22 protein-coding genes are annotated in these 25561 nt (G+C 71.9%); 4 read left to right on the top strand and 18 right to left on the bottom strand.

All coding sequences use genetic code 11. From position 1 onward, the window contains the following. Positions 1–8: 8 nt before the first annotated feature. The 9 genes from ACGFNF_RS22270 to ACGFNF_RS22230 all read right to left on the bottom strand — a co-directional run bounded on the left by ACGFNF_RS22270 (position 9) and on the right by ACGFNF_RS22230 (position 11930). Positions 9–1289: an ABC transporter permease gene (locus ACGFNF_RS22270; RefSeq protein WP_393170343.1), complete on the bottom strand. Its 1281-nt coding sequence runs from the start codon at positions 1287–1289 to the stop codon at positions 9–11. A 3-nt stretch (positions 1290–1292) separates the two neighbouring features. Further along, positions 1293–2654, bottom strand: coding sequence for an ABC transporter permease (locus ACGFNF_RS22265; protein ID WP_393170341.1), 1362 nt, complete (start codon positions 2652–2654; stop codon positions 1293–1295). Next, positions 2651–4189: an ABC transporter ATP-binding protein gene (locus ACGFNF_RS22260; RefSeq protein WP_393170406.1), complete on the bottom strand. Its 1539-nt coding sequence runs from the start codon at positions 4187–4189 to the stop codon at positions 2651–2653. Before ACGFNF_RS22260 ends, ACGFNF_RS22265 begins: the two co-directional genes overlap by 4 nt. Positions 4190–4455: 266 nt before the next feature. After that, entirely contained in the window at positions 4456–5520 is a 1065-nt protein-coding gene (locus ACGFNF_RS22255; RefSeq protein ID WP_393170339.1) for a BMP family protein, read from the bottom strand. Between the two features lie 277 nt (positions 5521–5797). Then, entirely contained in the window at positions 5798–6139 is a 342-nt protein-coding gene (locus tag ACGFNF_RS22250; protein WP_132231464.1) for a hypothetical protein, read from the bottom strand. Between the two features lie 53 nt (positions 6140–6192). Beyond that, positions 6193–8001 (bottom strand): glycoside hydrolase family 13 protein, encoded by a 1809-nt coding sequence (locus ACGFNF_RS22245; protein WP_393170337.1) that lies wholly within the window; start codon positions 7999–8001, stop codon positions 6193–6195. A 142-nt stretch (positions 8002–8143) separates the two neighbouring features. Beyond that, positions 8144–9040, bottom strand: a complete 897-nt coding sequence (locus ACGFNF_RS22240; protein WP_151454464.1) for a sugar ABC transporter permease — start codon at positions 9038–9040, stop codon at positions 8144–8146. Further along, positions 9037–10677 (bottom strand): ABC transporter permease subunit, encoded by a 1641-nt coding sequence (locus ACGFNF_RS22235; RefSeq protein ID WP_393170335.1) that lies wholly within the window; start codon positions 10675–10677, stop codon positions 9037–9039. The genes ACGFNF_RS22240 and ACGFNF_RS22235 overlap by 4 nt, the downstream gene beginning before the upstream one ends. Beyond that, positions 10677–11930 (bottom strand): extracellular solute-binding protein, encoded by a 1254-nt coding sequence (locus ACGFNF_RS22230; protein WP_393170333.1) that lies wholly within the window; start codon positions 11928–11930, stop codon positions 10677–10679. Before ACGFNF_RS22230 ends, ACGFNF_RS22235 begins: the two co-directional genes overlap by 1 nt. A gap of 200 nt (positions 11931–12130) precedes the next feature. On the opposite strand from ACGFNF_RS22230, the gene ACGFNF_RS22225 reads away from it, so the two are divergent. Together ACGFNF_RS22225 and ACGFNF_RS22220 are read left to right on the top strand one after the other, a co-directional pair. Beyond that, on the top strand, positions 12131–13219 hold the full coding sequence (locus ACGFNF_RS22225; protein ID WP_357579003.1) for a LacI family DNA-binding transcriptional regulator: 1089 nt from the start codon (positions 12131–12133) through the stop codon (positions 13217–13219). 233 nt (positions 13220–13452) lie between these two features. Next, positions 13453–15087 (top strand): glycoside hydrolase family 13 protein, encoded by a 1635-nt coding sequence (locus ACGFNF_RS22220; RefSeq protein WP_357579002.1) that lies wholly within the window; start codon positions 13453–13455, stop codon positions 15085–15087. Between the two features lie 158 nt (positions 15088–15245). Here the strand turns inward: ACGFNF_RS22220 and ACGFNF_RS22215 are convergent, their stop codons facing one another. From ACGFNF_RS22215 to ACGFNF_RS22190, 6 genes are all read right to left on the bottom strand, one after another. After that, a complete protein-coding gene (locus ACGFNF_RS22215) occupies positions 15246–15686 on the bottom strand; it encodes a hypothetical protein (protein WP_393170330.1) in 441 nt (146 codons plus the stop codon). 87 nt (positions 15687–15773) lie between these two features. Beyond that, positions 15774–16142, bottom strand: a complete 369-nt coding sequence (locus tag ACGFNF_RS22210; RefSeq protein WP_393170328.1) for a GntR family transcriptional regulator — start codon at positions 16140–16142, stop codon at positions 15774–15776. Between the two features lie 14 nt (positions 16143–16156). Continuing rightward, a complete protein-coding gene (locus ACGFNF_RS22205) occupies positions 16157–17080 on the bottom strand; it encodes a YihY/virulence factor BrkB family protein (RefSeq protein WP_357579000.1) in 924 nt (307 codons plus the stop codon). Between the two features lie 134 nt (positions 17081–17214). Beyond that, positions 17215–17772 carry a 2'-5' RNA ligase family protein gene (locus ACGFNF_RS22200; RefSeq protein WP_357578999.1) on the bottom strand — a complete coding sequence of 186 codons (558 nt, stop codon included), beginning with the start codon at positions 17770–17772 and terminating at the stop codon, positions 17215–17217. A 46-nt stretch (positions 17773–17818) separates the two neighbouring features. Next, positions 17819–18844, bottom strand: a complete 1026-nt coding sequence (gene trpS / locus ACGFNF_RS22195) for a tryptophan--tRNA ligase (RefSeq protein WP_151453452.1) — start codon at positions 18842–18844, stop codon at positions 17819–17821. Positions 18845–18877: 33 nt separating this feature from the next. Beyond that, positions 18878–19813, bottom strand: a complete 936-nt coding sequence (locus ACGFNF_RS22190) for a hemolysin family protein (protein ID WP_393170404.1) — start codon at positions 19811–19813, stop codon at positions 18878–18880. 265 nt (positions 19814–20078) lie between these two features. Between ACGFNF_RS22190 and galE the strand changes: the two genes are divergently transcribed. Both galE and galK read left to right on the top strand, forming a co-directional pair. Next, positions 20079–21062, top strand: a complete 984-nt coding sequence (gene galE, locus ACGFNF_RS22185; RefSeq protein ID WP_357578997.1) for a UDP-glucose 4-epimerase GalE — start codon at positions 20079–20081, stop codon at positions 21060–21062. Continuing rightward, positions 21059–22219, top strand: a complete 1161-nt coding sequence (galK, locus tag ACGFNF_RS22180; protein ID WP_393170325.1) for a galactokinase — start codon at positions 21059–21061, stop codon at positions 22217–22219. The genes galE and galK overlap by 4 nt, the downstream gene beginning before the upstream one ends. 125 nt (positions 22220–22344) lie before the next feature. On the opposite strand, the gene ACGFNF_RS22175 is transcribed toward galK, so the two are convergent. From ACGFNF_RS22175 to ACGFNF_RS22165, 3 genes are all read right to left on the bottom strand, one after another. After that, a complete protein-coding gene (locus ACGFNF_RS22175; protein WP_151453456.1) occupies positions 22345–23649 on the bottom strand; it encodes a sulfate adenylyltransferase subunit 1 in 1305 nt (434 codons plus the stop codon). Then, positions 23649–24560 (bottom strand): sulfate adenylyltransferase subunit CysD, encoded by a 912-nt coding sequence (gene cysD / locus ACGFNF_RS22170; RefSeq protein ID WP_311413708.1) that lies wholly within the window; start codon positions 24558–24560, stop codon positions 23649–23651. Before cysD ends, ACGFNF_RS22175 begins: the two co-directional genes overlap by 1 nt. 81 nt (positions 24561–24641) lie before the next feature. Further along, positions 24642–25475, bottom strand: coding sequence for an inositol monophosphatase family protein (locus ACGFNF_RS22165; protein WP_151453458.1), 834 nt, complete (start codon positions 25473–25475; stop codon positions 24642–24644). Positions 25476–25561: the final 86 nt, after the last annotated feature.

Below are 25561 nucleotides of genomic sequence, written 5' to 3'. Positions count from 1 at the left end.
CTCCCCCGTCAGCCCTTGATGTACGGCTTGCCGTCGGCGGCCGGCGCCCGGACCCGACCGACGAGCCCGGCCACCGCCAGGATCGTTGCCAGGTAGGGCAGCATGGCCAGGAACTGGTTCGGGATCACGCTGTTGATGGCGCCCAGGTACGTGGCGAGCTGGTCGGCGAAGCCGAAGAAGAGCGCCGCGAGCAGCGCCCCCGTCGGGCTCCACCGGCCGAAGATCAGCGCGGCCAGGGCGATGAAGCCCTTGCCGCCGATCATGTTCTTGGTGAACGAGTAGAGCGCCAGCGTGTAGGAGGCACCGCCGATGCCGGCGACCACGCCGGCGAGCAGCACGTTGCGGTAGCGCAGCCCGAGCACCTTGACGCCCAGGGTGTCGGCGGCGGTGGGGTGTTCGCCGACCGAGCGGGTGCGCAGGCCCCACCGGGTACGGAAGAGCGCGATGTGGATGACCAGCACCAGCAGCAGGCCGAGGTAGAGGAAGATGTTGCCCCGGAACAGGGCCGGGCCGAGCAGCGGGATGTCCGACAGCAGCGGGATCTCCCAGTTGCTGAACCGGGGGGCGCTGTTGTACTTCTGCGCGTTGGTCTGCATCAGCCGCTCGTAGAGGAAGCCGGTGACGCCGACCGCGAGAAGGTTGAGCACGATGCCGATGACGACCTGGTCGACCAGGTAGCGGATCGAGAAGACGGCCAGCAGCAGCGAGATGAACGCGCCGCCGATCGCCGCGGCGACCAGGCCGACCCAGACGTTGCCGGAGAGGCTGCCGAAGAGGGCGCCGCTGAAGGCGCCCATCAGCAGCTGTCCCTCGATGGCCACGTTGACCACGCCGGAGCGCTCGCAGAGCACGCCAGCGAGGGCGCCGAAGATCAGCGGCAGGGCCAGGATGAAGGTGTTCCGGAGGATGTTGACCAGCGGCATGAAGTTCTGCCCGGGCGGCGCGTCGGAGACCTGCCAGCAGAGGAACGACAGCACGAAGCCGACCAGGCCGACGCCGAGCACGAGGGTGAACCAGCGCTTCGGCAGCCCGGCGAGCATCGCGACGCCGGCGGCGACCGCGACGAGGCCGAAGAGGATCGCGCCGAGGGTGCCGTGGATCTCGAGCGCGGCGCCGGCGGTGTCCTCGCTGAGGGTGAAGCGGGCCTGCTCGCCGGTGGCGAGCGCCCCGAACAGCACCGTCGCCAGCAGGCCGAGGGCGAGCAGCACGGCGCCGACCTTGCGGGTACGGGTCCAGAAGCCCTGGTCGACGGGGGCGACCGCGACGTCTTCGACAGCCATGGTGGACATGAGTTACCAGCCCTTCGCCAGGCTCGTCTGCAACCGGGCGGCGCGGGCGGCCCGGAGCTGGAAGATCGCCTTCACCAGGGCCGGCGCGGCGATGAAGATGACGATCAGCGCCTGGAGCACGGTGACCAGCTCCAGCGAGATCCCCGAGTAGGACTGCATCCGGTTGCCGCCGGCCTGGAGCGCGCCGAAGAGCAGCGCGGCCAGCGCGACGCCCCACGGCTTCACGCGGCCGAGCAGCGCCACGAGGATGCCGTCGAAGCCGATCTGGGCGACCACCAGCGGGGTCAGCGCGCTGGCGGTGGAGCCGAGCACCATGTTGGAGCCGCCGAGGCCGGCCAGGATCCCGGCGAAGACCATGATCAGGACGTACGTCCGGGTGACGCTGATGCCGGCGGTCCGCGCGGCGTCGGGGTTGGCGCCGACGGCGCGCAGCTCGAAGCCGAGCGTGGAGCGGTTGAGCAGCCACCACACCGCCCAGGTGGCCAGCACCGCCAGGATGATGCCGGCGTGCACCCGCAGCCCGTCGCCGAGCAGCCGGGGCAGTTGGGCCGAGCCGTCGACCGGCTTGCTGATCGCGTCCGTACGGTTCGGGTCCTGGACGCCGTTCTGCACGATGATCCAGGTCAGGAAGTACGTGGCGACGTAGTTGAGCATGATCGTGTTGATCACCTCGTGGGCGCCGGTGCGCGCCTTGAGGATGCCCGGGATGAAGCCCCAGATCGCCCCGCCGAGCGCGCCGGCGAGCACCGCGACGAGCAGGTGCAGGCCGGGCGGCAGCGGCAGCAGGAAGCCCGCCAGCGCGGCCAGGATCACGCCCATGGTGGCCTGGCCCTGGGCGCCGATGTTGAACAGGCCGCCCCGGAAGGCCAGCGCCACCGACAGGCCGGTGAAGACCAGCGGCGCGGTGTAGGTGAGCGTCTCCGAGATCGGGCTCATCACCGCCTGGAAGCCGACCGCGTCCGGGTCGAAGACCGCGCCCTTGAACAGGTTGCCGTACGCCTCGCTGACCAGCGTCCAGCTCGCGTTGAGCGCGTCGGCCGGTCGGGCCGTGATGTAGCTGTAGGTGGCGAGCACCTCGGGGTCGGACACGATCATCAGGATCGCGCCGGCGATCATCGCCAGCACCAGCGACAGCAGGGTCACCGTGAAGGTGTTCGCCGCCCAGAGGTTGTCCAGGAACAGCCGGCCCAGCGAGGGCTTCGCCTCCGGGGCCGGGCCCTTCGGGGAGGTGGCCGTCCCGGCGCGCTCGGTGTTGCCGAGCGCGGTCCGCGCGGCCTGCGCCTCGGTCGCCGGTTCCTTGTCCGGGGAGCCCGACGGGGGGTTCGGGTTGCCCGGGGAGCCCGACTCGGGGTTCGGGTTCGTCATGCCTCGTCCTTGCTACCAGGGCCCTCGGCGGCGGGGGCCGCCGCGCCGCCGTCGGCCGGGGTCGTGCCGGTCGCGGCGGCGGGCGCCGCGTCGGGGGTGATGCCGGCCATCAGCAGGCCGATCTCCTCGCGGGGGGTGTCCGGGCCGACGATGCCGATGATCCGGCCGCGGTACATGACCGCGATCCGGTCGGCCAGGCCGATCACCTCGTCGAGCTCGCTGGAGACCACCATGACGGCGGTGCCGACGTCCCGTTCCCGGATGACCTGGCTGTGGATGAACTCGATCGACCCGACGTCGACGCCGCGGGTCGGCTGGGCGGCGATGAAGAGCTTCAGCGGCCGGGACAGCTCCCGCGCCACGATCACCTTCTGCTGGTTGCCGCCGGAGAGGGTGCCGACGGGGGCGTCGGCCGAGGAGGTGCGCACGTCGAACTGCGCGATCCGCTCCTTCGCCGACTTGGCGATGGCCTCCGGCTTCAGCGCCAGGCCCTTGCCGAAGGGCGGCCGGTCGTAGATGTCGAGCACCAGGTTCTCCGCGACGGAGAACTCCTTGACGACGCCGTCGACGCTGCGGTCCTCCGGCACGTAGCCGACGCCGGCGCGCAGCACCTTCTTGGTCGACCAGCCGTTGACCCGCTGCCCGTCGAGGGTGACCGTGCCGGCGAGCGTCGGGCGCAGCCCCATGATCGCCTCGATCAGCTCGGTCTGGCCGTTGCCCTGCACGCCCGCGATCCCGAGCACCTCGCCCGCGCGTACGGTCAGGTCGACCCCGTCGACCGCCCGGATCTGCCGGTCGTCGTCGACGACCAGGCCGGAGACCTCCAGGACCGGCTTGCCGGGGGTGGCGGTCTCCTTGTCCACGGTGAGCCGGACGCTGCGGCCGACCATCAGCGCGGCAAGCTCGTCGCGGCTCGCCTCGGGAGAGGCGGTGCCGACGGTCCTCCCCCGCCGGATCACGGTGATCCGGTCGGCGATGGCCTTGACCTCGCCCAGCTTGTGGGTGATGAAGACGATCGACTTGCCGGCGGCCTTGAGCGACCGCATCACGGTGAGCAGTTCCTCGGTCTCCTGCGGCGTGAGCACGGCCGTCGGCTCGTCGAGGATGAGCAGGTCGACGTCGCGGGTGAGCGCCTTGACGATCTCCACCCGCTGCTGGATGCCGACCGGCAGGTCCTCGATCACCGCGTCCGGGTCGACCCGCAGGTTGTACCGCTCGGAGACCTCGGCGACCTCGCGCCGGGCCCGCCGCCGGTCCAGGAAGCCGGCGATGCCGCCCCGGACCTGCTCGGCGCCGAGCATGATGTTCTCGGTGACGGTGAAGACGGGCACCAGCATGAAGTGCTGGTGCACCATGCCGATCCCGGCACCGATGGCGTCGGACGGCCCCCGCAGCTTCAGCGGCGCGCCGTCGACCAGGATCTCGCCCTCGTCGGGCTGGTAGAGCCCGTAGAGCACGTTCATCAGGGTCGACTTGCCGGCGCCGTTCTCGCCGAGCAGGGCGTGGATCTCTCCAGGCTCCACCGTCAGGTCGATGTGATCGTTGGCGACCAGATCACCGAACCGCTTGGTGATGCCGCGCAGTTCGAGTCTCAGCGCAACCTCCTGGAGTGCGAAGCGATGGTGCAGCGTAGCTGCCGGTGGACCGCTCGCGGCGCGGGGCCGTCGTCGGGTGGAGCGGATCGGCCGCCCCGGCGCCGTGGGGTGGATTCCCCCACGACGCCGGGGCGGCCGGATCGTCGTGCTGTACCGCCCGCCGGCCTACCGGGGTGATCGTCTCACCACGGGCGGCCGGCCGAGCCTCACTTCGGCTGGGCCGCGGAGGTGACGGTGACGGTGCCGGCGGCGATGTCCGCCTTCAGCTTGTCGATCTCGGCCTTCAGCTCGGCCGGGACCTTGCCGTCGAACTCGTGGTACGGGGCGAGCCCGACGCCGTTGTTGGACAGGTTGCCGAGGTAGCCCGGGGTGGCCGACAGCTTCTCGCCGCCGGCGGCCTTGACGACGGCCTCCTTGACGGCGTCCGGGATGTTCTTCTCGACGGTGGTGATGATCGCCGCGCAGTCCTGGGTGCTCTCGCAGCCGTCGACGTCCACCCAGATGGTGTTGTACTTGCCGCCCGACGCCTTCGCGGCGCCGGTGGTGCCGAGGCCCGCGCCGCCGGCGACCGGCATGACGATGTCGGCGCCCTGGGCGACCAGCGCGTCGCTGACCTTCTTGCCCTCGTCCTGCTTGACGAAGTCGTTGGTGAAGGAGCCCTTCTGGGTGGCCTTGTCCCAGCCGACGACCTTCACGCTCTTGCTCTTGGTCTTGTTGTAGTGCGCGACGCCGTCGGCGTAGCCGTCCATGAAGATGGTGACCGGCGGGATCGGCAGGCCGCCGTAGGTGCCCACCGTGCCGCTCTTGGTCATGCCGGCGGCCAGGTAACCGGCGAGGAAGCCGGCCTGGGCGGTGTCGAACTGCATCGGGTAGACGTTGGTCTCCGGGACCTTCGCGTCGACGATGCCGAACTGCTGGTTCGGGTTCGCCTTGGCGATCTTGGAGGTGGCGTCACCCATCAGGCCGCCGACGGCCAGGATGAAGTCGCACTTCTGGTTGACGTACTGGGTCAGGTTGACCTCGTAGTCCGCCTCGGCCTTCGACGCGACGTACTTGATGTCGATCTTGTCGTTGGCCTTCTTCGCCTCCTCCAGGCCCTTCCAGGCGGAGGTGTTGAACGACTTGTCGTCGATGCCGCCGACGTCGGTCACCATGCAGGCGCTGTACTTCTTGTCGCCACTGCCGGCGTTGTTGTTCTCTTCGGGAGCCTCGCCACACGCGGCGGCACTCAGCACGAGCCCACCCATCGCGAAGACGGAGGCAATCCGCATCCCACGCACAGAGCGCAAGACGTCTCCTTCCCATTGCACACCGCGTCCTGCACGGTGGCAGCCCTTTGAGCCGGCCTGCGCTGCGCCGCCGGCGTCCCACGTTACGGACGGGAGCGTACGCCCGCGCCCACCCACCGGCCGACAATCGTGCACGACTGTTGAGCGCCTGTTACCCCTACGTAACCCTTAGGTGGGGCAGATCACTCTCAGTGCTGGTAGGTGCGCGGCGGGGCGTCGCGGAACGTCCGGTTCTGCGCGTCGTCCCCTGCCGGTGACGTTACCGCCAGAAGACGGCCACCGCCGCGTTGACCAGGGTCAACCCGACGATTGCCAGGAAGTGCCCACGGTTGACCACGTCGCGCTTCCGGGAAAAGAAGACCATGACAAAGATCAGTATGGCGAGCACCAACTTGGTAACAAGTTTCGCGGGGGCCGGCTCGTCGCCGTCACGCAGCGGCGCCGAGAGGCCGATCCCGGTCGCCAGCATGATCACGGACCCCCAGAGCATGGCCGGGTTGATCCGCAGCTTCCCGCTGATGTACTGGACGATCGCGCCGCCGAGCAGCAGGGCGAAACCGATCAAATGGACGTAGCGAAGTATCAGTCTCAGAGCTTCCACGCCCACCATCCTCCCCCATCAACGACGGATTGTAGTAGCGGGGCGGTAGGGGGTCAGGGCAGCCGCCATGCCTGGAAGGTGGGGCCCTCCGCCGGGAGGGTGACCGCGCCGTCGGCGTCGGGGCGCAGGGCGGGGGCGCCGCCGTACAGGTTCTCGGCCGGACCCAGCCCGGTCAGGCGCACCGGCTCCCCGGCGGCGCGGCGGGCCAGCACCAGCACCGTGCCGGTCGGGGCCTCGCGCAGGAAGACCAGGGTGTCCGCGTCGGCGCGCAGCCAGCGCAGGCCCCCATGGCGCAGCGCCGGCTCCGCGCGGCGCAGCGCGATCAGGGCGCGGTACGCGGCGAACGTCGCGGCGTCCCAGCTCTCCGGCCGGTGCCACGGCATCGGCGTACGCGAGCCCTCGCCGTTGCTGCCCGTCAGGCCCAGCTCGTCACCCGCGAAGATCATCGGGGTGCCGGGCATCGTGGCGAGCAGGCCGGCGGCGACCTCCTGCCGCGCGGCGTCGCCGACCACGGTGCGGATCCGGGCGGAGTCGTGCGACCCGAGCAGCTGCCACGAGTGGGTGTACGACCGCCAGGAGACCAGCGAGCGGTAGGCGTCCATGGTGGCGAGCACCGCGTCCGCGTCCCGGCGCACCACCCCGCCCGGCGTGCCGAGGAAGTTCGGTACGGGCTGGTCGCCGTGCCGCAGCCAGGACCAGACCGGGTCGGTGAAGCCGACGTAGTTCATCGTGCCGTGCCAGCCGTCGCGGTCGAGGTCGCCGGTGTGGTCGTGACCGTGCTCGGCCATCAGCAGGGCGTCGGCCCGGGTCCGGGCGACCACCTCACGCAGCAGCGCCGCCACCTCGTGCGTGTACGCGTCGGCGCCCCGCCGCCCGGTCATGTTCGCCACGTCCACCCGCCAGCCGTCCAGCCCGTACGGGGGGCGTAGCCAGCGGCGCAGCAGCGAGTCGTCGGCGGTGGCGAAGCGCCGGCGCAGCTCGGCGCTGCCCCAGTTCAGCTTCGGCAGCGACTTGACCCCGTTCCAGGACTCGTAGTCCCCGGAGACCTCATCGAAGTAGTACAGCTCCCGCTCGGGCGCGGACACGTCGGAGGCGGCCCTGGTGAACCACTCGTGCGCGTCGCCGGTGTGGTTGCTGGTGATGTCGCCGAGCAGCCGCCAGCCCCGGGCGCGTACGGCGTCGGCGAGGCGGGCCAGGGCGGCGTCGCCGCCGAGCAGCGGGTCGACGGTGTCGAAGCTGGCCGCGTCGTAGCGGTGGTTGGAGCGGGCCGGGAAGACCGGGGTCAGGTAGACGGTGTTCACCCCGAGGCGGTCCAGGTGGTCCAGCCGCTCGGCGACGCCGTCCAGGTCGCCGCCGTAGAACTGCCGGGGCGTCTCGGGCCCGCGCCCGATGACGGGGGTGTCCCAGTCGCAGGGGATCGCCCAGTCCGGCACCTCGCGGCCCTCGGCGGCGGAGCGGGCGAACCGGTCCGGGAAGATCTGGTAGATCACCGCGTCGCGGGCCCAGGCGGGCGGCGGGGCGTGCGTGACCAGCTTGAAGTCGCCGTTGTCGGGCACGTCGTGGCCCACCACGCCGGCGGCGTTCAGCCAGCGGCTGCCGCGGCTGCCGGTGAGCATGAACCGGTAGTTGCTGACCGGGTTGCGGGCCTCGACGGGCACCCGCCACCAGACGTCGGCGCCGTCGGTGCGGTCGACGGCCGCCTCGGTGAACCGGGGCTCGCCGTCGCCGGTGGTGCGCACGTGCACCTGCCGGACGTCGGCGCCGGCCGGCACCCGGACGAAGACGTCGACGACGTCGCCGAGGGCGGGCTCCTGCTCGGGGACGTACAGGGCGGAGCCGTCGTGGTGCGGCAACAGGGACATGGTGGCGCCTTTCGCGTCGGTCGGACGGGAGAGAAATGGGTCTCCCGCCGCGGCCGGTTCCCCGACCGCGGCGGTCGATCCGTGACTGCTCCGGTGTACGTCGGACGCCGACGCCCTTGCCGCAGCGGTGAGCCGAGGAGGCTCAGCCTTTGACCGCCCCGGCCGTGAGGCCGTTGACGATGTAGCGCTGGAGGAGTTGGAACACCAGCACCGTCGGGATGGCGGTGAGCAGGGTGCCCGCCGCGAAGATCCCGAAGTTGTTGTTGCGTTCGCCGGCCACCAGCCCGAACATGCCGACCGCGAGGGTCTTCGAGTTGGTGTTCGTGAGGAACACGTTGGCGATCACGAACTCGTTGATCGAACCGATGAAGGCGAGCAGGCCGGTCACCGCCAGGATCGGCGCCACCAGCGGCAGCATGATCCGGAAGAAGATCTGGGCGTGCGAGGCGCCGTCCATGGTGGCGGACTCGTCCAGTTCCTTCGGCAGCGTGTCGAAGAAGCCCTTCATCAGCCAGGTGTTCGCGCCGAGGGCGGCACCCATGTAGAGCAGGAAGAGACCCCACGGGGTGTTGAAGCCGATCACCGGCCACAGTTCGGTGACCTTCGTGAAGATCAGGAAGATCGCCACGATCGCCAGGAACTGCGGGAACATCTGGATCAGCAGCAGGGAGAGCAGCCCGACTCGGCGGCCGGCGAAGCGCATCCGGGAGAAGGCGTACGCCGCCAGCGCCGACAGGAAGATCGACGCGAAGCTGGCCACCCCCGCCAGGAGCAGCGAGTTGAGGAACCAGCGACCGAAGGCGGTCCGCTCGAAGAGGTTTGTGAAGTTCTCCAGCGAGGCACCGGTCGGCACCAGCTCCGTGGAGGAGAGCGTGCCGAGCGGGTTGAGCGCCGCCGAGACGACGAACAGGATCGGAAAGAGGCTGAACGCCACCGCCAGGATGCCGACCAGGTGCCGCCATCCCACCTGGGCGAACCAGCGGTTCCGCCGTCCGGTCGCGTTGCGGTTGGCGACGGGCGCTTCGGTGCGGGTGCTCACGAGTACACCTCCTCCTGCTTGCGGGTCCGGGCGAAGCTGATCGCCGACACCGTCGCCACGATCGCGAAGATGAAGATCGAGACAGCGGCGGCCAGGCCGTACTCGGCGCCCTGGGCGCCGAAGGCCAGCCGGTAGGTGTAGGTGATCAGCAGGTCGGTGGCGCCGGCCGTCGGGTTGTCCGCCGGGAACGGTCCGCCCTCGGTGACGAACTGGATCGCGTTGAAGTTGTTGAAGTTGTACGCGAAGGACGCGATCAGCAGCGGCGAGATCGCCACCAGCAGCAGCGGCATGGTCACCGCGCGGAACGACTGGAACGGCGACGCCCCGTCGACCGAGGTGGCCTCGGTCAGCTCGCGTGGGATGGCCTGCAACGCGCCGGTCGTCACCAGGAACATGTACGGGTAGCCGAGCCAGAGCTGCACCAGCAGCACCGCGAGCCGGGCCGACCAGGTCTCACCGAACCAGTCCACCCCCAGCCCGAACAGGTTGTTGATCAGGCCGAAGTCGGTGTTGAACATGTCCCGCCAGACCAGCAGCATCGCGAACGACGGCATGGCGTAGGGCAGGATCAGCAGCACCCGGTAGAAGTTCGTGCCCCGCATCCGGGGCGAGTGCAGCGCCAGCGCGATGCCCATGCCGAGCAGGAACGTGAAGCCGGTGGAACCGAGCGCGAAGGCGAAGTTCCAGATCAGCGTGCTGAAGAACGGGCCGGAGATGGCCGGGTCGGTGAGCACGTCGGCGAAGTTGCGCAGCCCGACGTTGACCTGCCAGCCCTGGGCCAGGGTCTCGCCGTCCGCGGCGACGAAGGAGCCGACCTTCCCGTCGGCGGTCCAGGTCTTACCGGTCTCGCTGTCGCGGATGCAGTCGCAGCCCGCGTCGTACGCCCGGACCGCCTTGCCCTCGTAGGCGCGCGACAGGCCGGACGAGCGCAGCGCGCCCCCGGAGGTCGGCACCACCAGGTCGGTGATGTCCTTGCTCCGATTGCTGGCCTCGCCGAAGTTGAGGATCTGGTAGCCGTCGGCTGCGGTGACCTTGCCGCCCGGCGCGACGGTGACGCTGCCGGCGTCGAGCGGGCGCAGGCCCTCGGTGTCGCCGACGGAGACGGTGTTCGTCTGCGGGTCGGTGACCAGGAAGACCAGCGCGCCGGTGGCCGGGTCGCCCTTCGTGGCGACGGTCAGCGGGTACTGGACCGAGCCGGGGACCTGCGTCACCGAGCCGCTCTGGATGGCGACGATGGCGTCGTCCTTGCTGCCCCGGTGGCCGTCGCCGAAGTTCGTGAAGGCGGTGCTCGCGGTGTAGAGCACCGGGATGATCTGGAACGCCACCAGGAAGAGCGTGCCCGGGAGCAGGTACTTGACGGGGATGTGCCGGGGGGTCAGGTAGAGGTAGAAGAGGCCGGCGGTGGTCGCCAGCAGGACCGCCAACCCGACCCAGAGTTCGGCCTCGATGAGCGGGAAGGCCGCCCAGACCGCGATCCCGGCCACGAGGCCGAGCAGGACCACCTTGACCAGCATGCCGGTCAGGGTGATCGGCGCGTGGTTCCGCGCGGTACGGGACGTGCGCGGGGACCCGGACCGTACGGGCCCCCGGCCCGGGGGCTGCGTGGCAGTCCCCGGGCCGGACGACGGCGTGCTCATTACTTGATCTGGCCGGCGATCGTCTTACCGGCGGCGGTGATCGTCTTGGCCGGGTCGGCGCCGCCGATGATGGCGGCCTCCGCCTTGCCGAACGGGTCCCAGATCGCGGCCATGGCCGGGATCGCCGGGAGCACCTGGCCGTTCTTGCCGGCCTCCTGGAACTTGGCCAGGTCCGGGTCGCTGCCCTTGACCTGGTCGAGCGCGGCGGTCAGCGCCGGGGGACGCGGCTCGGCGTTGTAGAGCGCCATGGCGAGGTCCGGGGTGGTCACGTGGTTCGCGACGAACTCCTGCGCCAGGGCCTTGTTCTTCCCCTTGGCCGCGACGTAGAAGGACTGGACGCCCACGAACGGCTGGGCCTCCTTGCCGCCGGCGAAGCCGGGGACCGGGGAGATGTCGTACTTGATGTTGGCCTTCTTGGCGTCGGCGATGGCCCACGGGCCGGAGACCAGGAAGGCGCACTTCTTGCCGGTGAAGGTGGCGATGGAGTTCTCGCCGGTGATGGAGCGCTTCAGCGCACCCTCGCCCTTCTCACCCAGCTTGGCGATCTTCTGGAACGCCGCGATCGACTCCGGCTTGCCCACGCCCAGGTCCTTCGGGTCGTAGTCGCCGTTGGCGGCGGTGCCGAATAGGTAGCCGCCGGCCGAGGTGTAGAGCGGGTAGATGTGGTACGCGTCGCCGTTCTGGCCGGACTGGAGACAGAGGATCTCGCTGGCCTTCTTCTCGGCCTTGAGCTTCTTGCCGGTGGCGACCAGCTCCTCGATGGTCTTCGGCGCCTCGGGAGCCAGCTCGGTGTTGCGGATCAGCGCCAGGTTCTCCATGGCGTAGGGCACGCCGTAGAGCTGGCCGTTGAACGTGACGGCCTTGACGGCGGTCTCGTTGAAGGCGCTCTTCTGCTCGGCGGCGAGCTGGACCGGGTCGATGGCGCCGTTCTGCACCAGGTTGCCGATCCAGTCGTGCGCGCCGACCACGACGTCCGGGCCGCTGCCCTGCTGGGAGGCGGTGACGAAGTTGGTCTGGAGGTCCTTGGAGACGGCCTGGACGTCGACCGTGACGCCGTTCTCCTTGCCGAACTTCTCACCGAACGGCTTGAGGGCGGCGGCGCGCTTGTCGTCGGCCCAGATCACCAGCTTGCCGCCGGTGGCGGCCTTGCTGGATTCCTTCGCGGCCGGCTCGTCGTTGCTGTCGCCACCACAGCCGGAGGCGGCGAGCGCCAGGCCGAGAACGGCGACCACACCCGCGGTACGGATGCGCATCGGTACTCCTGTCGTCATGGCGGCACGCCGGGGGAAGGGCGGACCCGCCAGTGGAAGCTCTGTAAGTTTCTTGCCAACCGGCGCTCGGCGTGCTGCGCCGCTGCTCTCGCGTGTTGCGGGGACGTTAGCAAGAGGTTGCAGAGAATGGAAGGGCTTGCAGAAGTGTACGCAAGAACTTGCCTTTGAGCTAAAGTGCGCCCATGCGCGCTCGACTGTCCGACATCGCCCAACAGGCCGAAGTCAGCGAGGCCACGGTGTCGCGGGTGCTCAACGACCGCCCGGGAGTGGCCCCCGAGACCCGGCAAGCCGTACTCACCGCCCTCGATGTGCTCGGTTACGAGCGCCCGGCCCGGCTACGCAAGCGCAGCGCCGGCCTCGTGGGTCTGGTGGTCCCCGAACTCGACAACCCGATCTTCCCCGCCTTCGCCCAGGTGATCGAGTCGACCCTGGCGCAGAGCGGCTTCACCCCCGTGCTGTGCACCCAGACGGCCGGCGGGGTCACCGAGGACGAGTACGTCGAGATGCTGCTGGATCGGCAGGTCTCCGGAATAGTCTTCGTCTCCGGCCTGCACGCCGACACCGCCGCCAACCACGACCGCTACCGGGCCCTGATCGCCCGCCCGCTGCCCGTCGTGATGATCAACGGGTACGCGCCCGGCATTCCCGCGCCCTTCGTCTCCTGCGACGACGGCGAGGCCACCGAGCTGGCCGTGGCCCACCTGGTGGCGCTCGGGCACCGCCGCATCGGCCTGATCACCGGCCCGGACCGGTTCGTACCGGTGCAGCGCCGGGTGGCCGGCTTCCGGGCCGCGATGGGCCGGCTGGTCGGCGTCGACGAGGCCGGCCTCGACGAGCTGGCCGAGCTCTCCCTGTTCGGTGTGGAGGGTGGCGAGGCCGCCGCCGCCCGGCTGCTGGAGCGCGGCGTCACCGGCATCGTCTGCGGCTCCGACCTGATGGCGCTCGGCGCGATCCGGGCCGCCCGGCAGCGCGGCATGTCGGTGCCCGGCGAGCTGTCGGTGGTCGGCTACGACGACTCCCCGCTGATGGCCTTCACCGATCCGCCGCTGACCACGATGCGGCAGCCGGTGGCCGCGATGGCCGTCGCCGCCGTGCGGGCCCTGGTCGACGAGATCAACGGGCACGCCGCCCCGCACTCGGAGTACGTGTTCCGCCCGGAACTGGTGGTGCGCGGCTCCACCGCTGTCGCGCCCACCGACGCCGCGCGGCCGACCCCTGGCGGCCCGACGCGGCAGCGCCCGGCCCCGCCCGCGCTCGCCGTCCCGGCCTGACCGCCCCGCCCGCGCCCGCCGCCCCGGCCTGACCGCCCCGCCCGCCGCCCCGACGGCCCGCTTCCGCAAGGGCCGGGCGGTCGCGGGCGCCGCGCGCCGTGACCCACGCCATTTCTTGCGCAAGGAATGCTTGACTCTTGCAGTCACGGGCGGCATTCTGCTCAGACACCGCACCCGCACCCGCGCCACGCCGGGTGCCGCCGTCCCGCGCCACAGAACGGGGAACGCCACCGATGACCGTCAGCAACCCCACGCCGCTGACCTCCGACGACGACTGGTGGCGCTCCGCGGTCGTCTACCAGGTGTACGTACGCAGCTTCGCCGACTCCAACGGTGACGGCGTCGGCGACCTCCAGGGCATCCGTGAGCGCCTGCCGTACCTGCGCGACCTCGGGGTGGACGCCCTCTGGCTGACCCCCTTCTACACCTCCCCGATGATCGACGGCGGGTACGACGTCGCCGACTACCGCGACGTCGACCCGATGTTCGGCACCCTCACCGACTTCGACAACATGATCACCGACGCGCACGCCCTCGGCCTGCGGATCATCGTCGACCTGGTGCCCAACCACACCTCCAGCGCGCACCCGTGGTTCCAGGCGGCGCTGGCCGCCGGACCGGGCTCCGCCGAGCGCGAGCGCTACCTCTTCGCCGAGGGCAAGGGCGAGAACGGCGAGCTGCCCCCGAACGACTGGGAGAGCATCTTCGGCGGCCCCGCCTGGACGCGCATCGACGACGGCCAGTGGTACCTGCACCTCTTCGACCCGGCCCAGCCGGACCTGAACTGGCGCCACCCCGAGGTGCGCGCCGAGTTCGAGGGCGTCCTGCGCTTCTGGCTCGACCGGGGCGTGGACGGCTTCCGGATCGACGTGGCGCACGGCATGATCAAGGCCGAAGGGCTGCCGGACGTCGGGTTCAACTCGATGACCACCGGTCAGCGCCAGGCGGAGCTGCTCGGCAAGGGCCGGCTCCCCTACTTCGACCAGGACGAGGTGCACGACATCTACCGCGCCTGGCGGCCGATCCTGGACAGCTACCCAGGCGGCCGGATGGCGGTCGCCGAGGCGTGGGCCGAGACCCCGCAGCGCCTCGCCCGCTACATCGGCCCGGACGAGCTGCACCAGGCGTTCAGCTTCGACTTCCTCGACGCGACCTGGTCGGCCGACTCGTTCCGCAAGGTCATCGACACCGCGCTCGCCGAGTCGACGATCGTCGGCGCGCCCACCACCTGGGTGCTGTCCAACCACGACAAGCAGCGGCACGTCACCCGCTACGGCGACGGCGCCGAGGGGCTGCGCCGGGCGCGGGCCGCCACCCTGCTGATGCTCGCCCTGCCCGGCTGCGCCTACATCTACCAGGGCGAGGAACTGGGCCTGCCGGAGGTGCTCGACCTGCCGGACGAGCTGCGCCAGGACCCGGCGTTCCTGCGCACCGGCGAGAGCCGGGACGGCTGCCGGGTGCCGATCCCGTGGAGCGGCGAGCTGGCCCCGTACGGCTTCGGGCCGCAGGGCAGCGAGCTGAGCTGGCTGCCGGCCCCGGCGACCTGGCGCGGCCTCTCGGTCGCCACCCAGGCCGGCGTGCCCGGCTCGACGCTGGAGCTCTACCGCACCGCGCTGCGGATCCGCCGGGAACACCCGGCGCTGGCCGCCGACGCGGGCGGAGTCACCTGGTTGGAGGCCGGGCCGGGCGTGCTCGCCTTCAGCCGCGCCGCCGGCGACACCGTGCTGACCTGCGTGGTCAACATCAGCGGTGCGCCGGCCCTGATCGACGGGTACGGCGTGCCGATCGCCGCCAGCGAGCCGCTCACCGGGCAGGGCTCCGGCCATCTGCTCGGAATCGACGCGGCAGCCTGGTTCGAACGGCGCTGAGCGGGTAACCCGTCATCGACCTGGTCGTCCGTCGTGCCCCGCGCCGACGGGCGACTGGGCCATCGACCCCTTGTGGTGGGGGGTGAGGTGGCGCCGGCGTCATCGGAGTCCGCTCCGGCGGCGCCGGCGTCCATCTGGATGCGCCCACCCGGCTGGGCTCAGACCCCGCCGGTGAGCTTCGCGGCGATGCGCCCGAAGCCGGCCCGCAGCTCGGCCTCGGTGGGCGGGGCCAGCGGTTCCGCCCGGTCGGCCTCCTCGGCCGCCGCCTCCAGTTCCTCGTCGATGGTGTCCTCGAAGTCGCCGTAGAGGTCGGCCTGGTCGAGCTGCGCCACCTCGTCCTCGGCGGCGACCTGCGCCGCGGCGATCTCGCCCCGGATCTCCTCGGCCGAGACCGCGGGCAGCAGCGGCTCGACCACCGCCATCAGCTGCTCCTCGGCGACGATCGCCTCGGCCAGCGCGAGGGCGTGCGGCCGCTCGTAGGGGCCGCAGACCACCGGCTCCCACTCGTCGACGTCGCCGAGCGGGCCGAAGGTGATGATCCACGGCAGGCCGAGCATCGGCGAGTCGTCCGGCAGGTCCAGTGTCACGAGTGCGCCCACGCGCCCATCATGGTCCGTCACGCCCCCGGACCGGGAGGCATTCGCCCCTATTTCACCGCCGTCGTGGCTGTCGGCATTCCGCGCGCGTCAGCCCGGCCGGGCCGCGTCCAACGCCGCGCGGACCAGGGCCAGCGCCGCCGCGGGCGGCACGCCCAACCGGGCGGCCTCGGCGGCGTAGTCGGCCGCGACCCGCTGCAACCGGTCCGTCGCGTCGTCGCGCCCGGGCGCGACGAAGGTGCCGTGCCGGCCGCGGGTCTCCAGCAGACCGGCCGCCTCCAGTTCCCGGTAGGCCCGCGCCACGGTGTTGACCGCCAGCCCGAGGTCGGCCGCGAACGCTCGGACCGTGGGCAGCCGGGTGCCCACCGCCAACCGGCCCGTCCCGATCAGCTCCGCGAGCTGCCCGCGCACCTGCTCGTACGGCGGCACCGCCGAGGCCTGGTCGACCGAGATCCGCACGCCCGCTCCCCCGCTCATCCGGCCCCGCCCGGGGTGCCGGGATCCGTCTCCGCGTCCGTCTCGGCCGGCGCCGGGCTCGCCGCCAGGTCCACCACCCGGCCGCGCGGGCTGGTCGCGGCCAGCGCCGCGCCGAAGAGCACCAGCTGGTTGAGCAGGTAGAGGTAGAGCAGCAGGCCCACGGCGCCCGCCACGACCGTGTACGCCGGGTTCCGCTCGGTGCGTACCACGTAGAAGCGCCCGACGGTGTTCAGCAGCGTGATGCCGACCGCGACCAGCAGCACCACGGGGCGCAGCCGGGACCGGGTCATCCGCAGCCTCGGCACCGCCACCAGCAGCAGGGTGGCCAGCACCGCGTTGACCAGCACGCTGAGCACCGCGCTGACCGTGGTCAGGCCCGCCGAGCCGGTGCTGCGCAGCAGGAAGCGCAGCAGCGACTCCAGGGTGTCCACCGCCGCCACCGAGACGCCGAGCAGCACGAAGATGACCACCAGCACGCCGAGGTCGACCAGGCGGCGGACCACCAGGTTGCCCGGTTGCTGGTTGAGCCCGTACATGAGCCGCTGGGAGGAACGGATCGCCTCGACCCAGCCGATCCCGGTGAACGCCAGGATGATCAGGCCGACCACCCCGACCGTGCCGCTGCTGTCGGCGATCTGCACGGGGTCGAGGAACGGCAGGTTCTCCCGGAGGAAGTCGGCGGCGGCGTCGCTGACCTCGTCGTTGTCCTCCAGGATGGCCCCGAAGATCGAGTACCCGACCAGCGCCAGCGCGAAGACCGCGAAGAAGCCGTAGTAGGCGATCGCGGCGGCCAGCCGCCCGCCCAGCACGTCGGTGTAGAGCACGCCGGCCCGCCACAGGTGGTCCGCGACGCCCCACCGGCGGCGCGCGGCGCTGATCCTGCTGTCGATGCCCGCCTCGATACGGCCCAGCACGTTCACGCCGTCATCCTCGCCGATCTTTCGCCCCCGCGCGGGCAACCGGACGCCGCCCCGCACCGGGCGGCGGTCCTTCGGCCCGCACCGGCCTCGGCGAAGTGGGCGCCGTGGCGCTCGTGGCGCACCCGGGTGACCGCTCAGCCGCCCAGCCGGAAGTCCCGGCGCGGCTGCCACCGGGTCTGCCCGCTGTGCGAGAAGAGGGTGAACGCCTCGACCTCGAACATGGCCGAGAAGTCGGCCAGGTCCTCGTACGCCCTGTCCAGCGCCTCCGGCGCGACGTCCTGCGCGACCGTGACGTGCGGGTGGTACGGGAAGCGCGTCTCGCGGTGCAGCTCCGGGGCGGCGCTGATCGCGGCGGCGAGCAGTTCGCACTCGCTGATCCCGGCGGCCACCGCCACGAAGACGACCTGGGTCACCGGCCGGAACGTGCCGGTGCCCCGCAGGTGCAGGGTGAACGGCAGATGGGCGGCGGCGACCGACCCGAGGTGCCGTTCCACCGTCGGCAGCGTCGCCACCGGGATCTCGGTCGGCCCGAGCAGGGTCACGTGCGCGGGCACGACCCGAGGGTCGCCGGCCTCGACCCGCCGCCGGGTGAGCATGCCGCCCCACGGCTCCGGGATGTCGACCGCGATGCCGATCTCGATGGTGTCACCGGCGTCCGGCGTCCCGTCCCTGCGATCCACGCTGTGCGTCATCCCTCCGGCCACCGGCCCGTCCGCCCTCACCCGTCGCGCCGGGGCGCTACTCGCCGCGCACCGGCGGGAAGAAGCCCACCCGCTCGTACACGGTGCGCAGCGTCTCGCCGGCGGTCGCGCGGGCCTTCTCCGCGCCGGCGGCGAGCAGCTTGTCCAGCTGCGCCGGGTCGTCGAGGTAGGTCCGGGTGCGCTCCTGGATGGGGCCGACGAACTCCCGCACGACCTCGCCGAGGTCCTTCTTCAGGTCGCCGTAGCCCTTGCCGGCGTACGCGGCGACCAGGTCGTCGACGCTGCGCCCGCTCAGGGCCGAGTAGATGGTCAGCAGGTTGGAGATGCCGGGCTTGGTCTCGGTGTCGAAGACGATCTCCCGCCCCGTGTCCGTGACCGCGGAACGGATCTTCTTGGCCGAGCGGGCCGGATCCTCCAGCAGGTTGACGATGCCGGCCGGCGACGAGGACGACTTCGACATCTTGGCCGTCGGGTCCTGGAGGTCGGTGATCTTGGCGGTGTCCTTGACGATGTGCGGCGCGGGCACCGTCAGGGTCGGCCCGAACAGCGAGTTGAACCGCTGGGCCAGGTCGCGGGAGAGCTCCAGGTGCTGGCGCTGGTCCTCGCCCACCGGCACGGCGTTGGCCTGGTAGAGCAGGATGTCGGCGGCCTGCAGGACCGGGTAGGTGAACAGGCCCACGCTCGCCCGCTCGCCACCCTGCTTCTGCGACTTGTCCTTGAACTGCGTCATCCGGCTCGCCTCGCCGAACCCGGTGATGCAGCCCAGCACCCAGGCGAGCTGCGAGTGCTCGGGCACCTGCGACTGCACGAAGAGCGTGCTGCGTTCCGCGTCGAGGCCGACGGCGAAGAGCTGGGCGGCCGCCATCCGGGAGCGCTGCATGAGCGTCTTCGGGTCGTGCCCCGCGGTGATCGCGTGCAGGTCGACCACGCAGTAGTAGGCGTCGTGGGTGTCCTGCAACGCCACCCAGTGCCGCACGGCGCCCAGGTAGTTGCCGAGGTGGAACGAGTCGGCCGTCGGCTGGATGCCGGAGAAGACGCGGGGGCGGGCGGGTACGTCGGACATGGCGGCAATTCTGTCAGCAAGACCCGGTGCGCGTCATGACGGGCCGGCGGGTCGGCTCCGCCCCGTCGGTGTCGGGGCGGCGGCCTCGCGCCGTGGCTCCGGCAGGCGCCCGGCGGTGACCGTGAGCCGGGCCACCCGTCGCCCTTCCAGCGTGAGCACCCGCAGCAGCCATCCGCCGGACGGGTCGTCGGGTGCCGCGCCGCCGTCGCCGGCCGGGCTCCCGGTCACCGCCACCTCGTCGCCGGCGACCGGGAGCCGGCCCAGCGCGGCCATCACGAATCCGCCGACCGTCTCGTACGGGCCGGGCGGCAGGCTCACCCCGGTGCGCTCGGCGAAGTCGGCGAGGTTGAGCCGGCCGTCCACCACGGCGGGCAGGCCCGCGTGCACCGGCTCGGGGGCGGTGTCGTACTCGTCGTGGATCTCCCCGATCAGCTCCTCGATCAGGTCCTCCAGGGTGACGATCCCGGCGGTGCCGCCGTACTCGTCGACCACCACGGCGAGGTGGTGGCGTTCCCGGCGCATCTCGCTGAGCGCGGCGAGCACCCGTTTGCTGCCGGGCAGGCGCTTCACCTCCCGGGTCAGCTCGCCGACGGTGGTGCGGGGGTCGAGGTCGGGGCGGAGCAGCACGTCGCGCAGGTGCACGAAGCCGACCACGTCGTCGTGGGTGCCGTCGACCACGGGGTAGCGGGTGTGCGTCTCGGCCCGGACCAGCCGCTCCGCCTCGGCGATGGTGTGCCGGGCGGAGAGGAAGACGACCTCGGTGCGCGGCATCATCACCTCGCGGACCAGGCTCGCGCCCGCGACCAGCACCTCGTCGATGATCCGGCGCTCGACCGGGTCGAGCAGGGTGTTGGCGGCGACCAGGTCGCGCAGCTCCGCCTCGCTGATCCGCTCCCGGCCGGCCGCCGGGCTGGCGCCGAGCAGGGCCGTCACCGCCCGGGTGGCGGCGTCGGCGGTGCGCACCACCATCCGGGCGACGGCCCGGGGCAGCGGCCCCGGCTCGCGGCGTGGCCGGCTCCGGGCGCGTCGCCGCGGCCCGGGAGCATCCGCTTCCCGCATGACTGTGATGGTAGACAGCACGGCGCCAACGGGCTGTCCGTGTTCGGCTCTGTTCGAAGTTGGTGAATCATGGTGGAATGGCAAGGTCGCCGACGGAGGGCGGCCACCGGGCGACCGGCCGTAGGGTGATCACGACACGGGCCGCGACACGGCGGCCAGGCAGGAGGAGACCGACGTGAAACTGCTCGTCACCGGCGGCGCCGGCTTCATCGGCAGCGTGGTGACCCGGATGCTGCTCGACGCCGGCCACGAGGTGGTGGTGCTCGACGACCTGCGCACCGGCCACCGGCAGGCGCTCGCCCCCGACGCGACGTACGTCGACGCGTCCGTCCACGACGCCGCGCGGGTGCTCACCCCGGGCGCGGGCTTCGACGGGGTGCTGCACTTCGCCGCGCTGATCGCCGCAGGCGAGTCGATGACCAGGCCCGAGCTCTACTGGCACGCCAACACGGTCGGCTCCATCGCCCTGATCGACGCCGTCCGGGCCGCCGGCGTACCCCGCCTGGTCTTCTCCTCCACCGCCGCCGTCTACGGCAACCCCACCGAGCTGCCGATCCCGGAGACCGCGGTCAAGGCCCCCACCAACACGTACGGCGCCACCAAGCTCGCCGTCGACATGGCCCTCACCTCCGAGGCGATCGGGCACGGCCTGGCCGCCGTCTCGCTGCGCTACTTCAACGTGGCCGGCGCGTACCTCGACGGCGACGTCGCGCTCGGCGAGCGGCACGACCCCGAGACCCACCTGATCCCGATCGCGCTGGAGGTGGCCGCCGGCCGGCGGGAGAAGCTCCAGCTCTTCGGCGACGACTACCCGACCGTCGACGGCACCTGCGTGCGCGACTACATCCACGTCGCCGACCTGGCCCGCGCCCACCTGCTGGCGCTCGGCGCCGCCACCGCCGGCCAGCACCGGATCTACAACCTGGGCAACGGCAACGGCTTCACCAACCGGCAGGTGGTCGACGTGGTCCGCGAGGTCACCGGCCACCCCGTGCCGGTCGAGGTGGCGCCGCGCCGCGAGGGCGACCCCGCCGAGCTGGTCGCGTCGTCCGCGCTGGCCCGCGAGGAGTTGGGCTGGGTGCCGCAGAAGCCGACCCTGCCCGACATCGTCGCCGACGCCTGGGCCTTCTACCGCACGCACGTCGTGGGGCCGCGGTGACCGACGACGTCGCGGCCCGCGCCACCGCCGGCTTCCGTTCGGCGTACGGCGAGCCGCCCGCCGGCCGCTGGGCGGCTCCCGGGCGGGCGAACCTCATCGGCGAGCACACCGACTACAACGACGGCTTCGTGCTCCCCTTCGCCCTGCCGCTGCGCACGGTGGTGGCAGCCGCCCCGCAGCCCGGCGACACCTGGACGGTCTGCTCCGAGCTCACCGGCGAGACGGTCGCCTTCGGCGCCGACGAGCTGGCCGGGCCCGGCCGGGTCGACGGCTGGGGCGCGTACGTGGCGGGGGTCGTCTGGGCGCTGCGGGAGGCGGGGCACACGCCACCCGGCGCGCGCCTGGCGATCGCCTCCGACGTGCCGCTGGGCGCCGGGCTGTCCTCCTCGGCCGCGCTGGAGGCCGCCGTGCTGGCCGCCCTGGTTGACCTCGGCGCGCTGGACCTGCCCGCCGAGCGACGGCCCCGGCTGGCCCAGCGGGCGGAGAACGACTACGTGGGCGCGCCGACCGGGATCATGGACCAGTCGGCGGTGATCCGGTGCCGCGCCGGGCACGCGCTCTTCCTCGACTGCCGGGACGAGTCCGTCGAGCAGGTCCCCTTCGACCTGGACGACGCCGGCCTCGCCGTGCTGGTCGTCGACAGCCGGGCCCCGCACCGGCACGCCGACGGCGAGTACGCCGCCCGCCGCGGCTCCTGCGAGCGGGCCGCCGGGCTGCTCGGCGTCGCGGCGCTGCGCGGCGTCCCCGTCGACGGGCTGGCCGACGCCCTGGCCCGACTCGACGAGGACGAGACCCGCCGCCGGGTACGGCACGTCGTCACCGAGAACCAGCGGGTGCTCGACACGGTCGCGCTGCTGCGCGCCGGGCGGGTACGCGAGATCGGCCCGCTGCTGACCGCCTCGCACGCCTCGATGCGCGACGACTTCGAGATCACCGTCCCGGAGATCGACACGGCCGTCGAGGCGGCCCTGGGCGCCGGGGCGCTCGGTGCCCGGATGACCGGCGGCGGCTTCGGCGGCTGCGTCCTCGCCCTCGTCGACGCGGAACGGGCCGACGCGGTCGCCGCCGCCGTCACGGCCGAGTACGCCGAGCGGGGCTTCGCCGCGCCCGGCCACGTCACCGTCCTGCCCGGCCCAGGGGCGACCCGGCTGGACTGAGCACCGACGCGGCGACCCGCCGGCCGGCCGGCGGGCAGCGGCGGCTGCCGGCGTGGGGCCCTGCGCCGGGCGCGGTCAGCCCGGCAGGCGACGGGCGGGCGTCGGCACCCGCCCGTCGGCGGGACTCACTGCGCCTCGACGATCATCCCCGCGCCGACCGTACGGTTGGTGGCCTCGTCGATGATCACAAAGCCGCCGGTGGTGCGGTTGCGGCGGTACTCGTCCGCGAGCAGCGGCACGGTGGTCCGCAACCGCACCCGGCCGATCTCGTTGAGCCCGAGCCCGTCGGCGGACTCGTCGCGGTGCAACGAGTTGACGTCCAGCCGGTAGTGCAGCCCGCGCACGATCGCCCGCGCGGAACGGGTGGTGTGCTTGATCGCGTACCTGCCGCCGACCTGGAGCGGACGGGTCTCGTCCATCCAGCAGACCATCGCCTCGATGTCCTGGGACACCGCCGGGGCGTTGTTCGGGCGGCAGATCATGTCGCCCCGGGAGATGTCGATCTCGTCTTCCAGGCGTACGGTCACCGACATCGGCGGGAACGCCTCCGCGACCGGCCCGTCGGCGGTCTCCACGGCGGCGATCCGGCTGGTGAACCCGGACGGCAGCACCATCACCTCGTCGCCCGGCTTGAGCACGCCGGAGGCGACCTGGCCGGCGTAGCCCCGGTAGTCGGTGACCGTGGTCGACTGCGGGCGGATCACGTACTGCACCGGGAACCGGACGTCGACCAGGTTGCGGTCGCTGGCGATGTGCACCCGCTCCAGGTGGTGCAGCAGCGACGGGCCCTCGTACCAGGGCATGTTCTCCGACCGGGCGACGATGTTGTCGCCGCGCAGCGCCGAGATCGGCACCACCGTCAGGTCGGGCACGTCGAGCTTCGCGGCGAACGCGGTGAACTCGTCCGCGATCCGCTCGAAGACCTCCTGCGAGAAGTCGACCAGGTCCATCTTGTTGACGCAGAGGACCAGGTGCGGCACGCGCAGCAGCGAGCAGAGGAACGCGTGCCGGCGGGACTGCTCGACCAGGCCCTTGCGGGCGTCCACCAGGATCAGCGCCAGGTCGGCCGTCGACGCCCCGGTGACCATGTTGCGGGTGTACTGGATGTGCCCCGGGGTGTCCGCGATGATGAACTTCCGCCGGGGGGTGGCGAAGTAGCGGTACGCCACGTCGATGGTGATGCCCTGCTCACGCTCGGCCCGCAGGCCGTCGGTGAGCAGCGCCAGGTTCGTGTACTCGTCGCCCCGGGCCGCGCTTACCGCCTCGACGGCGGCGAGCTGGTCGGTGAAGAGCGACTTCGTGTCGTAGAGCAGCCGGCCGATCAGGGTCGACTTGCCGTCGTCGACGCTGCCGGCGGTGGCGAAGCGCAGCAGGTCCATCGGCCTGCCGGGCGTCTCGGTGGCCGCGGGCGCGACGGTCTCGGTGGTCATCAGAAGTAGCCCTCCCGCTTGCGGTCCTCCATGGCGGCCTCGCTGACCCGGTCGTCGCCCCGGGTGGCGCCGCGCTCGGTGATCCGGGTGGCGGCGACCTCCTCGATGACCTTCTCGACCGTGTCGGCGTCGGAACGGACCGCCGCCGTGCAGGACGCGTCGCCCACCGTCCGGTAGCGCACCCGCGCCTTGAACCGGTCCTCGCCCGCCCGGGGGCGGAAGAACTCGTTGACCGCGTAGAGCATCCCGTCGCGCTCGACCACCTCGCGCTCGTGGGCGTAGTAGATCGACGGCAGGGCGATGCGCTCGCGCGCGATGTAGTGCCAGACGTCCAGCTCGGTCCAGTTGGACAGCGGGAAGACCCGGATCGACTCGCCCGGGTGGTGGCGGCCGTTGTAGAGCGACCACAGCTCCGGGCGCTGGTTCTTCGGGTCCCACTGGCCGAACTCGTCGCGGAAGCTGAACACCCGCTCCTTGGCGCGGGCCTTCTCCTCGTCGCGGCGGGCGCCGCCGAAGAGCGCGTCGAACCGGTGCTTCTCCACCGCGTCCAGCAGCACCGGCGTCTGGATCCGGTTGCGCATCCCGTCGCCCGACTCCCGCACCAGCCCGCTGGCCAGCGCCTCCGGCACGCTCGCCACCACCAGTTGCAGCCCCAGCTCGGCGACCCGCTGGTCCCGGTATTCCAGGACCTCGGGGAAGTTGTGCCCGGTGTCCACGTGCATGACCGGGAACGGGATGTTGGCCGGGGCGAACGCCTTCTGGGCCAGCCGGAGCATCACGATCGAGTCCTTGCCGCCCGAGAAGAGCAGCACCGGCCGCTCCATCTCGGCGACCACCTCGCGCATCACGAAGATGCTCTCGGCCTCCAGCGCGTCGAGGTGCGACACCTGGTAGGCGGCGGGGGCGGTCATGACACGGGCTCGCTTCGCTCGAATCCGCTCATCGATATTCCAGACCTTTCCGGTCGGGCATGCCAAGAAGTGCCGCTCAGGCTACCCGGAATGACGCTGCAACGCTGCAAGCAACCGACTGGCGAGATCCTCGCGGCAGACCAGCAGGTCCGGCAGGCGCGGATCCGCCTCGTTGTATCTCAGCGCAGAACCGTCGATCCGGGAAGCGTGCAGCCCGGTGGCCGTCGCCACAGCGACCGGCGCGGCCGAATCCCACTCGTACTGGCCGCCCGCGTGGATGTAGGCGTCCACCTCACCGGTGACCACCGCGGCGATCTTCGCCCCGGCCGAGCCCATCGGCACCAGGTGCGCCCCGACGTCCTCCGCCAGGTCGGTCAGGAACACCGGCGGCCGGCTCCGGCTCGCCGCCAGGCGGATCGTCCGCCCGCCGGGCGCCGCGGCCGCCTCCGGGGTCAGCTGCGGGTACGCCGGCGGATAGTCGGTGCCCAGCACCCGTTGCTGCGCCGGCAGCCCGACCGCGCCCGCCACCAGCCCGTGCGGCGTCGGCGCGTCCCGCGCCCAGAGCGCCACGTGCACCGCCCAGTCGGAACGGCCCTCCTCGGCGAACTCCCGGGTGCCGTCCAACGGGTCGATGATCCACACCCGGTCGGCCGCCAGCCGGGAGACCGCCTCGGCGTTCACCTCCGCCGCCCAGGCCAGCCGCGAACCCTCGTCCTCCTCGGAGAGGACCGCATCACCCGGCCGCCACTTCGCCAGCTCGGTGCGGATCAGGTCGTGCGAGACCTTGTCGCCCGCCGACTTCAACGCCCCCGCGTCGGCGAAACCCATCTCGGACCGCAGGCCGAGCAGCGCCTGACCGGCCCGGGCCGCCAGCCACCGGGCGAAAGCGCCGTCGATCATCGGAGGACTGCCCATGACTCCTGCTCCCGTCGCCTCGCCGTGCTCCGCACCCGGCACGTCGCCGCCGACGAGCCGCCCCGACGGTCGCGTCGCGCCGAAAG

It is taken from the genome of Micromonospora sp. NPDC048868 (genome assembly GCF_043198195.1).
Classification (GTDB): Bacteria; Actinomycetota; Actinomycetes; order Mycobacteriales; family Micromonosporaceae; genus Micromonospora; species Micromonospora reichwaldensis.
The sequence above is the reverse complement of the archived record's forward strand: the minus strand, read 5'-3'. Positions and strand labels throughout refer to the sequence as shown.

Bases quoted from the DNA above. Each gene is read 5' to 3' on its own strand.
- ACGFNF_RS22190 (WP_393170404.1), bottom strand. From the start codon at position 19,813: ATGGTGGTGCGCACCGCCGACGCCGCCACCCGGGCGGTGACGGCCCTG.
- ACGFNF_RS22270 (WP_393170343.1), bottom strand. From the start codon at position 1,289: ATGTCCACCATGGCTGTCGAAGACGTCGCGGTCGCCCCCGTCGACCAG.
- ACGFNF_RS22230 (WP_393170333.1), bottom strand. From the start codon at position 11,930: ATGCGCATCCGTACCGCGGGTGTGGTCGCCGTTCTCGGCCTGGCGCTC.
- ACGFNF_RS22265 (WP_393170341.1), bottom strand. From the start codon at position 2,654: ATGACGAACCCGAACCCCGAGTCGGGCTCCCCGGGCAACCCGAACCCC.
- trpS (WP_151453452.1), bottom strand. From the start codon at position 18,844: ATGTCCGACGTACCCGCCCGCCCCCGCGTCTTCTCCGGCATCCAGCCG.
- ACGFNF_RS22220 (WP_357579002.1), top strand. From the start codon at position 13,453: ATGACCGTCAGCAACCCCACGCCGCTGACCTCCGACGACGACTGGTGG.
- cysD (WP_311413708.1), bottom strand. From the start codon at position 24,560: ATGACCGCCCCCGCCGCCTACCAGGTGTCGCACCTCGACGCGCTGGAG.
- ACGFNF_RS22165 (WP_151453458.1), bottom strand. From the start codon at position 25,475: ATGGGCAGTCCTCCGATGATCGACGGCGCTTTCGCCCGGTGGCTGGCG.
- ACGFNF_RS22255 (WP_393170339.1), bottom strand. From the start codon at position 5,520: ATGCGGATTGCCTCCGTCTTCGCGATGGGTGGGCTCGTGCTGAGTGCC.
- ACGFNF_RS22200 (WP_357578999.1), bottom strand. From the start codon at position 17,772: ATGACGCACAGCGTGGATCGCAGGGACGGGACGCCGGACGCCGGTGAC.
- ACGFNF_RS22225 (WP_357579003.1), top strand. From the start codon at position 12,131: ATGCGCGCTCGACTGTCCGACATCGCCCAACAGGCCGAAGTCAGCGAG.
- ACGFNF_RS22245 (WP_393170337.1), bottom strand. From the start codon at position 8,001: ATGTCCCTGTTGCCGCACCACGACGGCTCCGCCCTGTACGTCCCCGAG.
- ACGFNF_RS22235 (WP_393170335.1), bottom strand. From the start codon at position 10,677: ATGAGCACGCCGTCGTCCGGCCCGGGGACTGCCACGCAGCCCCCGGGC.
- ACGFNF_RS22175 (WP_151453456.1), bottom strand. From the start codon at position 23,649: ATGACCACCGAGACCGTCGCGCCCGCGGCCACCGAGACGCCCGGCAGG.